A 14,917-nucleotide genomic window follows, 5' to 3' on the forward strand; every position below is an offset into this window, starting at 1 on the left:
GTTTGTGCTCTACTTCCACTAGTTCCTGGTGCTGGAATGTATTACACTATGTATTCTGCTGTAAGCGGTGATGTATCAAAAGCTCTTGAACTTGGCTTAAATACTTTAGCAAGTGCTGGTACTTTAGCCCTTGGTGTTATGTTCGTTTCTACAATAACAAGGCAGTACTATTTAGCTAAAACAAAGAGACTTCTAAAAAAAGATAGATTAAACGGTAAAAAATAAAAAGCACACATGTGAATTAAACTTTCGCATGTGTGTCTTTTTTTAACTAATAATTTGAGATAAATAAAATAATTCATCTTTAAATTTTTTTAGATCTATAAATTCATCAAATGCACTTGATGGATAAATAATATTTTCTCTTTTTTCTAAATAAGAAAGCAAACTATCATATGATTTTTTAAACTCACCCTTATCTCTATATAGAAGTGTCTTCATAAAATACAAATCCTTAAATTCCTTATATACCTTTAACCATTTACTTATAAACATCTCTTCTTCATCAAAACATTTAAGCATATGAAGAGCTTTTACTTTATTTATAATAAGTCTTGGTAATTCTTCAATCCAATCTCCACAGTCGCATTTTAAAAGGGATATGTTATACATCTCAAGGGCTTTTTTAAAATTATTTAGCCTTCCATATTCGTTTCCTAGCTTAAAATAATATTCTCCATCTCTTTCTTTATTATTAATTGAATTATATATCTTTAAATTTCTAGAAACCTTACTTTCTAAATTCACTAAATTCTTATCATTTCCAAAGTGCTTTATTTCTAAAGTTGTGTAATTAATTTTTTCTCGCCCAAAGGTATTTATTATTGATTTTAAGGCACTCTCCCCGATTTTTCCGCTAAAAAATATATCTCTATCTTTTTTAATTAATCTAATATCATTAACGGCGCTTCTCTTAACCCTATCTAAAATTCCACTTACTCTAAAACTTATAGCTACATATTCATCTTCTATTACATTTTTTAAATTTTCCGAACTAAAACTATCTAATTCCTCATCGCAATCTAAAAATAGCACCCACTCTGAGTTTGCTTTAGATATTCCAAAGTTTCTTATCTTTGAAAAATCATTTTCAAAATTCACTTTAAATACTTTATCTGTAAATGATTTTGCTATCTCTACCGTTCTATCTTTAGAACCTGTATCTACAACTATAATCTCATCTACAAAATCTTTAGCACTATTTATTGCATTAGAAATAAGTTTTTCTTCATCCTTAGCTATTATACAAAGACTGATTTTACCCATATCTTCCCCTCCTTAACATAAGTATATTGATGTAATTATATATTTATGCTAAAAGAGAATAATTAAAATAAAGGTATTAATTTTTATAACTTTGTATTTACTTTTAAAGGTTTTAATACTTTGAAAATATATCTTCTATAAATATTTAAGACGCAAAAAAACTACCTAAAATGAATCTTCCTTAAAACCCTTAAGTGATTAATTCAAAATTAGGTAGCTAATCTTTTAAATAATATCTGTATTTTGTGTATCTAATTTATTCTTGTGGTAGTTAAATATATAAAAAGGTACGCCGATTAACATAAGGATGAATCCCCACATTACTGTTTCTGCACCAGATCCATAAATAGTCCAAACAGAATAAATAAATGCTAATAAAGGAATAAATGCTCTCTTTACGAATATTCCAAAGTTAAACTTCTCACCTTTTTTAAACATTAGCATTATTTCAGCACAAGAAGTTAATAAATATATTGGTAAGAATGATAGCGTAGCAAGTAATGTTATAAAAGTAAATGCTGATACCATACTCTTTTGGAAATTCATAACTAATAATATATTAACTAAAACTGACCCTGCAATTAATGCATTAGCTGGTGTTTTATGAACTGGGTGAAGCTTTCCAAAGAATTTTGGGAATACTCCATCTTCTCCTGCTGCAAAAGCAACACGAGCTGTAGATAAAAGCCAACCTATTGTTGTACCTAATATACAAATTACAACTGCAATTGTTATTGGTCTACCGATTGATGAACCTAAAATATTTGTTAATATATCAGTAAGCGGTGCTTGACTTTGTGCAAGTTCAGCATTTGGCATAGCGCCCATACTTGCAACACTTATTAATATATAAACACAAGCTGCAATTATCATTCCGTAAATAGTACTCTTTTTAACGTTTTTCTCTGGATTTTTAATTTCACCTGCTGTAACACTTGCACTTTCTAGACCTACGAAAGCCCATAAAGTTGAAGTTGCTGCAAGAGGAATAGTATTTAATCCTTTTCCTGTTGGTATCATAGGTGTTATATTAGCTACATTAAAATGTAATAAAGCTACTACTACAAATATAGCAAAGAATGCAATTTTAAATACTGTTGCTATAGTTTGAAGTTTACCAGCTTGTTTAACACCAACAATATTGATTATTGTGAAAATCCAAAGCATAGCACTTGAAAAGATAATTGAATATAGTGGATTTGATAAAGCTGGTATAATAGCTGCACTATAACTTGTAAGAGCTACTAAAATAGCTGCATTTCCAATCCATGAACCGTTCCAGTATAACCATGCACATAAAAACCCTGCAAATTCTCCAAAGGCGTGTTTAGTATATTGGTAAGGACCTCCAGTAACTGTAAACTTTGATCCTAAGTTCGCAAAGGATAACGCTATAAGGATTGAACCTAATGATGTTATAACCCAAGCAATAATTGTTGCCATTGGCCCTGATAATTGCGCTAAGGTCGCTGGAAGCATAAATACTCCAGAACCTATCATGTTACCACAAACAAGCATGGTAGCCATAAACAGGCCAATCTCTTTTTTTAAATTTCTTTCTTCCATTTTTTCCTCCTAAGATGTCTAGGGTAAAAAAATAACCCAAAGGCTAGTCTTTGAGCTTGAATTACAAACAACAAAGATAGCACTCCACAAATTTTTTTGTGACAGTCTTGCATATATTTTATACAAAACCAGCGTATATTTTTAAAGCTTTATATATACACTTCGGCAACAATGCCTTTCATATTAATTCACTGCTGCTTTACTCCTTAATACTACTTTTCATTATTGCGACCTCTATCTTACCCAATATTTAATTCTACTACGTAATTGTAACAAATCTCAGAAAAATGTCAAATAGTATTATTATTTGTCTATAAAATTGTTTTTTAATAAATTATCTATTTATCAATTATCCATATAATAATTTTATATTTTGAAATTGTTTACAGTTTATTTATAATATACTTTTAATTATCTAGTCTTTTATCTATTATACATTTTTTAGTATAGCTTTTAATTTTTTACTTAATACTTTTTTTCTATATAAAATTTTATGATACGGAATATTTTTATTATCTGAAAAATTCTTAAGGCTACCTCTAGATTCATCTTTAATTAAATGCTTGCAAAGTTCTTTTTCTTCTATATCTAACTTTTCTATAGAGTCTAATAGCCTCTGAACTTCCATATTTTCCATATAAATCTTTTCAATAGTTTTCTCATCTTCTAATAAGTCTATTATTTCTAAGCCTTCTTCATTTGTTACATTTAAACTAGTAGTCTTTTTGTTTTCGTCGTTTTCCCTTCTACAAAGGTAGGCGAAATTATTATTTAAAGCAAACTTTAAATATGCTCCAAAAGAACTACTTTTTTCTTCATCAAATTCTTTTATAGCTTTTAATATAGTTAGTACCCCATATTGATATAAATCTTCAAACTCATACCCTACTATATACTTATACTTATTTAAATTTTTATATAAAAGTGGCTTATATTTATTAATAATAATATTTTTTGAAATTTCATCATTATTTTTAGCTTTTAAGATTAATTCCATACCTTTTTATTCCCCCTTAACTAATCTCTACATATATTATATATGTAAAACTTAGCTAAAAGTAGAAAAAATACGAACAAATGTTCGCATTTTTTATTCTTCTTTTAGGAACTCATAGAATTTTTTTAAAGTTTCTCGCTTTTCATCGCTTAATTCAGTTATATCTAAATATACTTTTTCATCTTCTTTCTTCAAATCACTATATCGATTTTTCTTAAGACCGATTATGTAAGTTGATATAGTTGAGGTTAACATAGATAAAAATCCTATTCCAGATAACATTAACATTACAGCAATAAGCTTTCCTTCTGCAGTACTTGGACTTACATCTCCATATCCTACAGTAGTTAATGTAACTAAACTTAACCAAAGAGCATCACTATAGCACTCTATGTTTCCTTTACCCTTTTCAAAGAAGTATATAGTAAAAGAACCTAAAGCTGTTATAAACCCAGTAAAAATTATTAATTGAAGAAATCCTGTAGAAAATAAAAATACTTTCATATTATCTAAAATCCTAAGTATATAAGTTACTACTCTAAGAAGTTTAAATATGCTTCCAAAGCTTCCACTAATAAAAAATTGAAAAGGAATTAACGCTATATAATCTATTTTATTTTTTCTTATAAATTTTAAAGGTTCTTTAACCAAAAAACATTTAATAATTCCATCTATTAAAAAAATCACATAGATTATGTTATCAGCCCTTTCTAAAAACATTGATTGCTCACTTGATACACCTTTATTAAAATTTAAAACCACGACTAAAACCGCTATAACTGATAAAAAACCTATGAAAATATCATATATTATTTCTATATTCTTGTTTTTTATAAACTCTTGCATTTAATTCACCCTTTATCCCCCTAATTAATTTATTAATAAGTCACATTTATATTTTAATACATATAATATAATGATTAAACCATTAGACCTCTTAAAATTAATATATCTCTTAAAATAAAAAACACCGTAAGCTATTAACTCTAGCTTACGGTGTTTTTATAAAATTTATGCAGTAACTTCTCTGTCATTAATATCTACTGATATTGAACTTTTCTTTGAAACTTCTTCTTCTACTTTTACAATTTCTGATTCCTCTTCTTTTTCTGATTCTTCCTTTAAAATTATATTAAGTAAAAGTGCAGTTATTGTTCCTGTTGTTATTCCTGATGAAAATACCATCTTTAAACCTTCAGGTAGTCCACTTATAAGTTCTGGTCTAAATGTTACTCCAAGTCCAAGCCCTAAAGAAGTTGCAATAATTAATAAATTTCTGTTATTTATATTTACCTTACTTAAAGTTTTAATTCCAGCTGCTGCAATAGTTCCAAACATAACTATTCCAACTCCACCTAGTACAGGTTGAGGCATTATGTTTATAAAAGCTGCAAACTTAGGTGAAAATCCTAAAAGGATAAGTAATATACCTGCCATAGTAGCAACTGATCTACTTGCATTTCTAGTTAAAGGAATTAATCCTACGTTTTGGCTAAATGTTGTGTTTGGAAAAGATCCAACTAGACCTGCTGCCATACTTCCAACACCATCTGCTAAAACTCCTCTTGATAATCTATCTTTACTTGAATCAACCTTTGATACTTCGCAAATTGTAGATAAACATCCAACAGTTTCTACTGTAGTTACAAAATATGCTGGAATAAATGCTAAAGCGTATGCTGGGTTAAAGTTTACTCCATATTCTAAAATTTTAGGAATTGCAAAGAAACTTGATTCTTTAACTAAAGTAAAGTCTACCATTCCAAGTCCTATACATAAAACATATCCTATTCCCATTCCAATTAAAATAGCTGCGCTACTAACTAAGCCTTTTCCGTATCTATTAATTAATAAAGTTATAATCATTACAAATAAAGCGATTGAAACATTTCTTAAACTGCCATAATCAGAAGAACCAACTCCTCCAGCTGCCCAGTCCATAGAAACAGGAAGTAAAGTAAGCCCGATTAGACAAACTACAGTTCCTATAACAAGTGGTGGGAAAAACTTCATTATTGGTCTTATAAAGAAGCTTAAAATAAATTCTAATAAAGAACCTAATATAGTCGCCCCTATTATTCCAGGTAAACCAGCAACTGAACCAACTGCAATTGAAGGTGCTACAAAAGTAAAGTCTGTCCCCATTACACAAGGAAGTTTTGAACCTACTTTTCCAATTCCCTTAGCTTGAAGTACTGTAGCTATCCCAGAGGCTAAAATAGAAGCACTTAAAAGTGCTGTAGATGTTGCACCATCAAAGCCAAGGGCTCCAGATACAACTAAAGGTACTGCTATAATTCCTCCAAAGGCTGCAAAAATATTTTGAAATCCTAATATAATTTTCTCAGTTAGTTTAGGATTGTCGTTTATGCCATACATTAAATTATAGCTTCCATTAGAATTATTCGTGTTGTCCATTTTTTAATTACACATCCTTTTAACAAGTTTTTTTCATAAACTGCTTGTTAAAAAAAAAATCCACCTTAAGATTTTCTCTTGAGGTGGATACTTAAATTCAAAGTAAAAATACTAAGACTTTTAAATACGTCCCTCGTAGTCCACTGATTAACGGTCAGTAGGTAGAAACTTTTAGGCCATATCCCTAAATTTATACGAGCAGTTTTATGATATAAATGAATTATAACACACTTTTTGAAAATTTAAAGATATTTTTTTCGTTATAATACATATTTTTTCTTATTATTTTTATTTATTGTTCGGATTTTAATTATTTTAAATTTTATTCTTTTTAGACATATTAATTATAATACTATTGTAACTTGGAAGAGTTTTAAATAATATTTTTAATTCCCCAAACTCCTCTTCAATATCTTCAATATATCTTATTTTAGAATCTTTATCTTCTATGCCATCTATAATTTTAATTTCTTCTTTTAAATAATGAATCATAACTTCTATTTTAGATAAAGTTTCAAAGCATTGATTTAACCTTTCATCTTGTCTTATTGCTTCTTCATATATCTCTTCTGAGTATATAAGCATTTCTTTGCATTTAATCTTTCTATTATCTATTTCATCTTTATCTTTATCTATTATTATATCTAAATTTTTATAACTGTCGTTATTATTTTTATTGTTTTCTAGATTTTTATCATATATATTTACTATTTTATCTATAGTATCATTATCTGATAAATTTTCAATTCCTTTATTTAATTTCTTTAAAAAATATAAAGGCAAAGAAAAAAGAAATGTGACAAAAGCACCTAAAGCTCTAAGAATATTTTTTTCTATATCATTTTTATCTAAAATTAGGTTATTCCTTTCTTCTATATTATTATTTATATCAACTACTGAATTAGAAGACTTTTTTAAAATTTCAATTTGTATTTTATTTGATTCTAAAAATTGTCTCTCCATCTCCTTTGAAATTATACTGTCTTTATTAACTGGTTTAAATTTATAAGCTAATTTCACATATTCATCTACATATGCTCTAAGAGATTCACTATCATCTTTTATTATTTGATTACTCTTTTCAAGTCTTTTCAAATCTTCATTTACCTCTTGAACCTTTTTTTGAAATTCGCCCTCATAATAGTTGTTATTAGTACTAACCCAAAGTTTTTGCATTTGTGCCATCTCTACAACATCATTTCTAAACTCAGCTAAATTTTCTATATCATATCTAGTATTATTATTTTTATTTAATTCATTTTCTAAAGAGTTAAAAGAGAAGAATATAATAAAATTAAATAGGAGCATCAAGATTACCCCTAAGGCTACTATAATACTAACCTTCTTTTTCATCTATATTCACCCACTTTTCCTTATATATTATATGAAAACCTGATTAAACATGTACCTATTTTTAATTATGTAAATTTTTTTGTTTCTATCCTTTTCTAAGTATTGTATAATTTATCTTATGAATTTGTTTAGAAAAAGGAGTTAAGATGAATTTTAAAGATTTAAACATAAATGATAAACTAATAAAAATACTAAATAATAATGGTATTATTAAGCCTACTCCAATCCAAGAGGAAAGCATACCAAAAATCCTTAACGGACTAGATACGATTTGTGAATCTCAAACTGGAAGTGGTAAAACTTTAGCTTTTTTACTTCCGATAATGCAAAATATAGATATTACTAATGATTCTGTTCAAGCTTTAATAATTTCTCCAACTAGAGAATTAGCCCTTCAAATCTCTGAAGAAGCTGAAAAACTATCAGAAGCTTTTAACACAAATGTATTATCTATGTATGGCGGTAAAGATGTAGGTTCTCAAATAAAAAAACTTAAGAAAAATATTCATATAGTTATAGCAACCCCTGGAAGACTTATAGACCACTTAAAGAGAGAATCTATAAGTTTAAAAGGAGTTAAAACTATAGTTTTAGACGAAGCAGACCAACTTTTATTTATGGGATTTAGAAATGAAATAGATTCTATAATGGGCGAAATGCCAAAAAAATATCAAATGCTTTGTTTCTCAGCAACTATGGATTCAAAAGTAAAAAAACTTGCTTACAGATATATGAATAACCCTTCTCTTATAACTATAGAAAAAGAAGAAGTTACTTTAACTAATATAGACCAAGAAGTAGTTAAAACAACTGATAGATGGAAGCAAGCTTCATTATTTAAAGTATTAGAAGAAGATAATCCTTTTATGGCTATAATTTTTTGTAGAACTAAAAGAAGAGTTGATATGTTAGAAGAAGCTATGGTAAAAGCTAAATTTAACTGCAAAAAAATCCATAGTGATATACCTCAAAATAAACGTGAGAGAATAATTAAATCTTTTAGAAATGCAGACGTTCAATACCTTATAGCAACTGACGTAGCTGCAAGAGGTCTTGATATTTCAGGAGTAGATAATATTTACAACTACGATATTCCAGAAAGCGTTGAGGGATATATTCACAGAATAGGTAGAACAGGAAGAGCTGGTGAAAAAGGTTATACTTGCCTTTTCATAGATCCTAAAAATGAAAAAATGCTAAAAGATATAGAAGAATTTATAGATAAAAAAATAGATGTTAGAACTGTTTCAATAGATAGATAAATAATTTATTTTTAAACTGTTTTTAAAATTTCTTAGTTATTTATTTTTAGAGTAATTAATTGATTTGTTAATCTATTAATAGATTAATTTAAAAAACTGCACCTTTTAAAAAGGATGCAGTTTTTTATTTTAGTTAGTATCTAATTAAATGCTTTAAGTTTAAATTTATAAACCATTTTAGCTAAAGGAAGTGCAATTACAATTCCTGCTACTGTTTGAATTATATCTCCAAAAAGATGTGAGAATGCGTAAATCATACTTCCTAAAAATCCCTTTGAAGCTCCAACTATTATTCCGCCCATAATTGCATTCCCTATAAAATACCCGGCTACATTTACTATTCCACCTAAAATAAATGCAAATAAAAATGTTTTAAAGTCTTTTTCTTTAGACCTACTTATTATTATTGAAACTGTAAGTGCAACTAATCCTTTTATTACAAAAGTAAAAGGTGCCCAAAGCACATAACCTCCTAGTATATCAACTAGCGCCATTCCTGTTGCCGCTGCAAAAAAGCCATATTTTTTACCAAGTAAAACAGCTGATAAGAGAACCATACAATCTCCAAGTTGAATCATCCCGTTTAGTGTTGGTATCTTTATTATACTTCCAGCTATAAAAGTAAATGCTATCATAAGTCCTGTTAAAGTTAATTTTCTGATTTTTAAATCTTGTTTATTTGTAACTTCCATTAATTACACCTCTATCTTAAAGCCTTAGTGCTTTTTTCTCTAAAGTGATTATACTAAAAAAATACCGATACTTAAAATGTATCGGTACATTTAATAGATTAATTTTACAACACTTGTATCTCTTGTAAAATTTATTAGATTATAAATGATTAAACACTCACTTATATTATTTTCTTTAATATAAGATTTTATACTTTCATCAAAATATCTTAAATCAACTACATGAACTTCTTTAAAGCTTTGCGTTAAAAATGGTACTAAAGAATTCCCATAAGAATCTTTTATTACTAATAATTTTTCATTTGTTTTTAAATCTTTATTTATAATTTTAGTTAATTTGTTATTACTACTTAAAAAGGCAGAATATTTATCTCTTCCTTTAAAGTAATCTTTATCTATTAATGATTCTTTTTTTACTCCATCTATAAAGATTTCTAAGTTATTAAAATCGTAATAGCTAATTATATCAGGATCTATAAAGATATTTTTACTTTTAGAAAAGTAACTTCCTAAAAAATTAAATTCTTTTTCTTCTTTAAAGTTTTCTAGAGTTATAGCTTCTTTTCCTAATGAGTTTAAATACTCTTTATATCCTATAAAAGCACCTAAAGTGGTCCAGTGGTGATCAGTTTTATAAAAAATATAATCATCCTTTTTATCTTCTAAAGGCTTTATTAAATCTATAGAAGAAGCTTTATCTACTTCTTTATAAATTTTATCTATTATTTCTTTACTCTCTATTTCCTTTGCTTTTATAGGAAGCTTATCTCTTAAAATATAAAAGGAGTTTGGAACTATCATAATTGAAGTTTTTAAATTATTATTTTCTATAAATTTATTTATATATTTTATATTATTTTCTATCTTTAAATCGGAAACTTCTAATACTTTTTCTAAAAGATACCCATCTTTTCCAAAGTAAACCCCATTATTTTCTTTTTTTAATAGAAGTTTTTCACTAACTCCTTTTAAGGTAATAAATTTATCTCTAAAAATAAACTGATCGTCTAAATATTTATTATATTTATCTTTAAAGTTTCCATTTATATAATCCTCAGTTTTAAATTTAGGTTTATTTTGAAGTTTTCTGTTTTCTATTTCTGATATATCCTTATCTTTTGATAGTATATCAAGTAATGTTATTACTAATATAATTCCACTAAATAAGTAAAATAATCTCCCCTTCATTTTTCCTCCTAAAATCTAAAATATAAAAATGGATTATAACTGCTGCTTACTATATAAGCTACTGATATTATAAAAAGCACTAAAAGAAGAATTTCCTTTATCGTGTTACTATTTATCTTTTCATATACTCTGCTTATAACCTTTGTAGAAAATAAAATACATAAAATAAGTATTACACCATAATTTAATAAATAATATAAAAAATCAAAAGATATTCTTAAAGAAAACATTGATTTAAATAATAATATTAAATCTTCTATATTATCCATAGAAAATATAGCCCACCCTATTATAAGGATTATTATTGTGTAGATATGAGAAAATACTTTCTTTTTATTTAAAAACTTTAAAAGAAATAATTTTTCTATAGATATAAATACAAAAAAGTATAATCCCCACAAAATAAAATTGTATTCTGCCCCATGCCAAAGTCCTGTTAAAAACCAAACTATAAAAAGGTTTAAATAAACTCTAGTTCTATTTCCTCCAAGCGGTATATAAACATACTCCCTAAACCAACTTCCAAGAGTTATATGCCATCTTCTCCAAAATTCACTTATGCTTCTTGATATATAAGGGTAATCAAAATTCTTTGGAAAATTAAATCCTAATGCTTTGCCAAGCCCTATTGCCATAAGGGAATACCCTAAAAAGTCAAAATATATCTGCAAACCAAAGCTAATAATTGAAATCCAAACTAGAATCGTTGAAGCATTATTAAAACCTATTTCTTTTACTTCATTAAATAATAATCCAACATTATTTGCTAAAATAACCTTAGAAGCTAGCCCAAGTATAAAATATTCCACCCCGAGGCTTAGCATACTTAAAGATATCTTTCTTACACCTAATTCTTTAGATATATCTTTATATTTAACTATAGGTCCTGCGATTAGTTGAGGAAACATACAAACAAATGTAGCAAAATCTATAAAACTCTTTTGAAGCCTAACCTTCCCCTTATAAACATCTATAGTATAAGACATAGTCTGAAACGTATAAAAACTTATCCCTAAAGGTAAGACTTTTTCTAGTACAGTTATATTAAGATTAAATACATTATTTATATTAGAAATGAAGAAATTAGAATATTTAAAATAAAATAGTAATCCTAAATTAAATACTAAAGACATTATTAAAAAAAGTCTTTTTTTCTTTTCATTATCCCTATTTTTATCTATAAGCCGACTCATAAAATAATCAATAAAAACTGATGATAGCATAACAAAAAAATATCTACCTTCGCCGAAAGAATAAAATACTAAGCTGAAAATTAATAATACGAAGTTCTTATATTTATTGGGAGTTATAAAATAAGCTATAAATGCTAAAGGTAGAAATCTAAATAAAAAAACTAAACTACTAAATACCATTTTAACCCCTTAAAAAAAGCGGGATTAACCCCGCATAAATTACTTAAACTTATTATTAAATATAGTTACAGCTTCATCTGTAATATCAGCTGTTGCATTTTCATAATCAGGTAAGATAAAAATTCCAACATAATTACCATTTGAAACAACCTTTAAGGCACCGTCATTAGAAACCGCATCCTTATCAGCTGGATAAAAAGCTGCTTCTTTTTTAGCTTTTTTTGTTTTTTCTAATTCTTCTTTAACCTTCTCTACGTTTCCATCTTTAACTTTAAATATCCCAACCGTTTCAATCGGTGACATCATAGATCCGTATACGCTGTATTCTTCAACTAAAGTTAAATCTGGAAGTATTCCCTTTGCTTCTTCCTCATTAAGTTTTTGAAGTTTTTTTGTCTTTCCATCTAATGCTGTTACTATTTCATTTCCCGTAGCTTCAACATCTATGTCTTTTTGAGCTTCTTTGCACCCTACAAGCACAGACCCAAAAACAAATATCAAACTAATAAATAATATAATTTTTTTCATATAATATTGAATCCCCCTTCTTCTAATAAATTAATTATATAATAACAACCTATTTCTTCCAATATATTTTTGAACATTATGTGAAATATTTTTTAATATACAGTTACTTACATACCTTTATAGTAATCTAAACTTCTACTACAACATTGTTTTGCTTCTTTGTTGGTATTTTGCTAAAATAGCCTGAATAAAGGCACTTTTTTATGTCCATAATCAAAATAAGTAAAAAAATCAAAAATTTTCGAGGTGAGACTATGGTACATACATCTACTTGTCCCCATTGCGATTCAAAACATTTTATTAAATACGGTAAATATAGATGCGTCCAAAGGTATCAATGCAAGGATTGTCTTAAGACTTTTAACGAAGGAACAGGGCTTGTCTGGCATAACACTAGAAAAAGTATAGACCTTTGGGATAAATATACTCGTCTTATGCTATCTGGGGCTACTATAAGAGATTGTGCAGGTATATTAAATATCTGCATTGAAACTTCTTTTAGATGGAGACATAAGATACTAAAACATATAGAAACTTATACGGATTCAAGAAGAACTCATATAGTTACAGCTATGAGACATACTAAGTTTTTAGAAAACTTTAAAGGGCAAAAGGCTCCACCCGTTTGCACTATTTCTAGAAGAAAAAATATCTTTGTAGCTACTACTATTAATAAAAATAATTACTCTCTAGCTAAGATATCCTTTGATTCTATGAGCCCTACAAAGGAATCTATAGAAGGTTTATTAAATGCATTCAATCCTGTATTTAATACTTATTTCTTGCCAGGAAAAGATAGGTTTTCTTATCTTGTATCAAAAAAGTTAAACTATGCTCTTCATAAAAAGAAAGAATTAGAAATTTCTAAAGAGGAAGGGGAAAATTTACTTAGTCATTGCTCTGATTTTATATTAAATTTAAGAAGATGGCTTAGAAAATTTAGAAGTGTTGCTACAAAGTATCTTCAAGTTTATTTAAATTGGTTCGTTTATATTTATGAAGGATCTTATGAAAAACATACTATTTTATCTAATTTAATAAGTTCTATTTTTTGTGTAAAAGTGATTTAATTTTCCTTAAAATAACTCCTAATATAGATCTGTTTTAATAGCTTGTCCCTCTGACTTTTACTTGTCTAATACAACCAAATTTTTATAGTTTGTCTAAATATTTTTACTTGTCCAAAACATTAAAAATTTACCCTAATATAGCGAAAATCCCTTGTACCAATAATTTCTCGTAACATTTCTGTAGGAAAATCTGCTTTTTTATTTTTTATTATATACCTCTACTCACTAATTTCTCCTTTAGTATTATTTTTAGAATTTCTTTTACCTTAAAAAATAAAAAAGGTAGCTTTCACTACCTTAAATTGAACCCACTTCTTTTCTAAATTTCTTTAAAGAAAACTCTCTATTTTTAAATAAAACTATATTTTTAATAAACGTATCATAATTTCCACTATCACCTTTTTGAATAGATGTATAATCTATATAAATCTTATCTTCCACCTCATATAAAGTCGGCTCCTTTGGAATATATGAATTACTTAAATATCTATTTTCACCATGTAATATCTCTTCTTCCTCATCATTTAAATTATTAATTTCATTAAATAAACTTAAAGTATCAACAAAACTAAAAAGACTTCCATCCCCTTTTAAAAATTCTAAATAATTTTCATATCCTTTAGGAAAGCATAAATCTACACCTTCAAAATAAGTATCTAAAACTACATCATCTTTTAAAATATAATCCATTCCAAAATTTCTAAATGCAACAAGCTTGTACTTATCTTCAAAATTATTTTTGATTCTATAAATTACTATATTATATCCATCTTTAACTCTTAACGATGTATTTTCTCTTAAAAATTTAGGTAAATCAAAATTTACTATTCCAATATCAGTTTCAATATATTCTCTGCTGTTTTCTCTTGAAACAACATTAAATCTTTCAAACTCCACAGTACTATTTGAAATTTCTTCTTTTAATTTGCCGTGGAATCCTTCCCTTATAGCTACTTCAATCCCAAGTTCTCTAACGTCTATAAAGTCAATCTTACTTAATTTATCTAACTCCATAAGTGCTAAATCCAGCCCCTCTTCAGAGTTTTCAAAAAAACCTAATTTTTTTAAATATAATGAATACATATATTCATACTCTTCAAAATCTATAGCTTCATCTACAAGATTTTCAATCTCTAATCCTTCTAAATACTTATCATAATCTTCTCTTAATTTTCCCATAAAACACTTATCTCCTGTATTACTT

At 27.0% G+C, this 14,917-nt stretch carries 14 protein-coding genes and 2 riboswitches; of the genes, 3 read left to right on the forward strand and 11 right to left on the reverse strand.

What is annotated here, in order from left to right; all coding sequences use genetic code 11:
- The coding region (locus M4I33_RS00265; RefSeq protein ID WP_257914553.1) for a threonine/serine exporter family protein at window positions 1–225 on the forward strand (225 nt) is incomplete at its 5' end.
- A gap of 42 nt (window positions 226–267) precedes the next feature.
- On the opposite strand, the gene M4I33_RS00270 is transcribed toward M4I33_RS00265, so the two are convergent.
- The 6 genes from M4I33_RS00270 to M4I33_RS00295 all read right to left on the reverse strand — a co-directional run bounded on the left by M4I33_RS00270 (window position 268) and on the right by M4I33_RS00295 (window position 7,600).
- Window positions 268–1,266 (reverse strand): glycosyltransferase family 2 protein, encoded by a 999-nt coding sequence (locus M4I33_RS00270; protein ID WP_257914555.1) that lies wholly within the window; start codon window positions 1,264–1,266, stop codon window positions 268–270.
- A 225-nt stretch (window positions 1,267–1,491) separates the two neighbouring features.
- On the reverse strand, window positions 1,492–2,832 hold the full coding sequence (locus tag M4I33_RS00275) for an APC family permease (protein WP_257914557.1): 1,341 nt from the start codon (window positions 2,830–2,832) through the stop codon (window positions 1,492–1,494).
- 69 nt (window positions 2,833–2,901) lie between these two features.
- Window positions 2,902–3,077: riboswitch (Lysine riboswitch) on the reverse strand.
- Window positions 3,078–3,262: 185 nt separating this feature from the next.
- Window positions 3,263–3,829 carry a sigma-70 family RNA polymerase sigma factor gene (locus M4I33_RS00280; protein ID WP_257914559.1) on the reverse strand — a complete coding sequence of 189 codons (567 nt, stop codon included), beginning with the start codon at window positions 3,827–3,829 and terminating at the stop codon, window positions 3,263–3,265.
- A gap of 93 nt (window positions 3,830–3,922) precedes the next feature.
- Complete coding sequence (locus M4I33_RS00285) at window positions 3,923–4,675, reverse strand: potassium channel family protein (RefSeq protein ID WP_257914561.1); 753 nt, start codon at window positions 4,673–4,675, stop codon at window positions 3,923–3,925.
- A gap of 165 nt (window positions 4,676–4,840) precedes the next feature.
- On the reverse strand, window positions 4,841–6,247 hold the full coding sequence (locus tag M4I33_RS00290; RefSeq protein WP_257914563.1) for a uracil-xanthine permease family protein: 1,407 nt from the start codon (window positions 6,245–6,247) through the stop codon (window positions 4,841–4,843).
- Between the two features lie 116 nt (window positions 6,248–6,363).
- Window positions 6,364–6,465: riboswitch (purine riboswitch) on the reverse strand.
- Between the two features lie 97 nt (window positions 6,466–6,562).
- On the reverse strand, window positions 6,563–7,600 hold the full coding sequence (locus M4I33_RS00295; RefSeq protein WP_257914565.1) for a hypothetical protein: 1,038 nt from the start codon (window positions 7,598–7,600) through the stop codon (window positions 6,563–6,565).
- A 146-nt stretch (window positions 7,601–7,746) separates the two neighbouring features.
- Here M4I33_RS00295 and M4I33_RS00300 point away from each other — a divergent pair, with 146 nt between their 5' ends.
- Entirely contained in the window at window positions 7,747–8,862 is a 1,116-nt protein-coding gene (locus tag M4I33_RS00300) for a DEAD/DEAH box helicase (RefSeq protein WP_257914567.1), read from the forward strand.
- A 140-nt stretch (window positions 8,863–9,002) separates the two neighbouring features.
- On the opposite strand, the gene M4I33_RS00305 is transcribed toward M4I33_RS00300, so the two are convergent.
- From M4I33_RS00305 to M4I33_RS00320, 4 genes are all read right to left on the reverse strand, one after another.
- Window positions 9,003–9,554: an ECF transporter S component gene (locus M4I33_RS00305; RefSeq protein ID WP_257914569.1), complete on the reverse strand. Its 552-nt coding sequence runs from the start codon at window positions 9,552–9,554 to the stop codon at window positions 9,003–9,005.
- A 90-nt stretch (window positions 9,555–9,644) separates the two neighbouring features.
- Window positions 9,645–10,742 carry a DHHW family protein gene (locus M4I33_RS00310; protein WP_257914577.1) on the reverse strand — a complete coding sequence of 366 codons (1,098 nt, stop codon included), beginning with the start codon at window positions 10,740–10,742 and terminating at the stop codon, window positions 9,645–9,647.
- Window positions 10,743–10,750: 8 nt separating this feature from the next.
- Window positions 10,751–12,115 (reverse strand): MBOAT family protein, encoded by a 1,365-nt coding sequence (locus M4I33_RS00315; RefSeq protein ID WP_257914579.1) that lies wholly within the window; start codon window positions 12,113–12,115, stop codon window positions 10,751–10,753.
- 39 nt (window positions 12,116–12,154) lie between these two features.
- Window positions 12,155–12,643: a DUF4358 domain-containing protein gene (locus tag M4I33_RS00320; RefSeq protein ID WP_257914585.1), complete on the reverse strand. Its 489-nt coding sequence runs from the start codon at window positions 12,641–12,643 to the stop codon at window positions 12,155–12,157.
- A gap of 254 nt (window positions 12,644–12,897) precedes the next feature.
- Between M4I33_RS00320 and M4I33_RS00325 the strand changes: the two genes are divergently transcribed.
- Window positions 12,898–13,713, forward strand: coding sequence for a hypothetical protein (locus M4I33_RS00325; RefSeq protein WP_257914587.1), 816 nt, complete (start codon window positions 12,898–12,900; stop codon window positions 13,711–13,713).
- Between the two features lie 297 nt (window positions 13,714–14,010).
- Here the strand turns inward: M4I33_RS00325 and M4I33_RS00330 are convergent, their stop codons facing one another.
- Window positions 14,011–14,892, reverse strand: coding sequence for a hypothetical protein (locus tag M4I33_RS00330; RefSeq protein ID WP_257914589.1), 882 nt, complete (start codon window positions 14,890–14,892; stop codon window positions 14,011–14,013).
- Window positions 14,893–14,917: the final 25 nt, after the last annotated feature.

Source organism: Clostridium sp. LY3-2 (genome assembly GCF_024705715.1).
In the GTDB taxonomy this organism is placed as follows: domain Bacteria; phylum Bacillota; class Clostridia; order Clostridiales; family Clostridiaceae; genus Clostridium.

Coding starts and splice junctions, on each gene's coding strand:
- M4I33_RS00270 (WP_257914555.1), bottom strand. CDS start 1,266: ATGGGTAAAATCAGTCTTTGTATAATAGCTAAGGATGAAGAAAAACTT.
- M4I33_RS00275 (WP_257914557.1), bottom strand. CDS start 2,832: ATGGAAGAAAGAAATTTAAAAAAAGAGATTGGCCTGTTTATGGCTACC.
- M4I33_RS00280 (WP_257914559.1), bottom strand. CDS start 3,829: ATGGAATTAATCTTAAAAGCTAAAAATAATGATGAAATTTCAAAAAAT.
- M4I33_RS00285 (WP_257914561.1), bottom strand. CDS start 4,675: ATGCAAGAGTTTATAAAAAACAAGAATATAGAAATAATATATGATATT.
- M4I33_RS00290 (WP_257914563.1), bottom strand. CDS start 6,247: ATGGACAACACGAATAATTCTAATGGAAGCTATAATTTAATGTATGGC.
- M4I33_RS00295 (WP_257914565.1), bottom strand. CDS start 7,600: ATGAAAAAGAAGGTTAGTATTATAGTAGCCTTAGGGGTAATCTTGATG.
- M4I33_RS00300 (WP_257914567.1), top strand. CDS start 7,747: ATGAATTTTAAAGATTTAAACATAAATGATAAACTAATAAAAATACTA.
- M4I33_RS00305 (WP_257914569.1), bottom strand. CDS start 9,554: ATGGAAGTTACAAATAAACAAGATTTAAAAATCAGAAAATTAACTTTA.
- M4I33_RS00310 (WP_257914577.1), bottom strand. CDS start 10,742: ATGAAGGGGAGATTATTTTACTTATTTAGTGGAATTATATTAGTAATA.
- M4I33_RS00315 (WP_257914579.1), bottom strand. CDS start 12,115: ATGGTATTTAGTAGTTTAGTTTTTTTATTTAGATTTCTACCTTTAGCA.
- M4I33_RS00320 (WP_257914585.1), bottom strand. CDS start 12,643: ATGAAAAAAATTATATTATTTATTAGTTTGATATTTGTTTTTGGGTCT.
- M4I33_RS00325 (WP_257914587.1), top strand. CDS start 12,898: ATGGTACATACATCTACTTGTCCCCATTGCGATTCAAAACATTTTATT.
- M4I33_RS00330 (WP_257914589.1), bottom strand. CDS start 14,892: ATGGGAAAATTAAGAGAAGATTATGATAAGTATTTAGAAGGATTAGAG.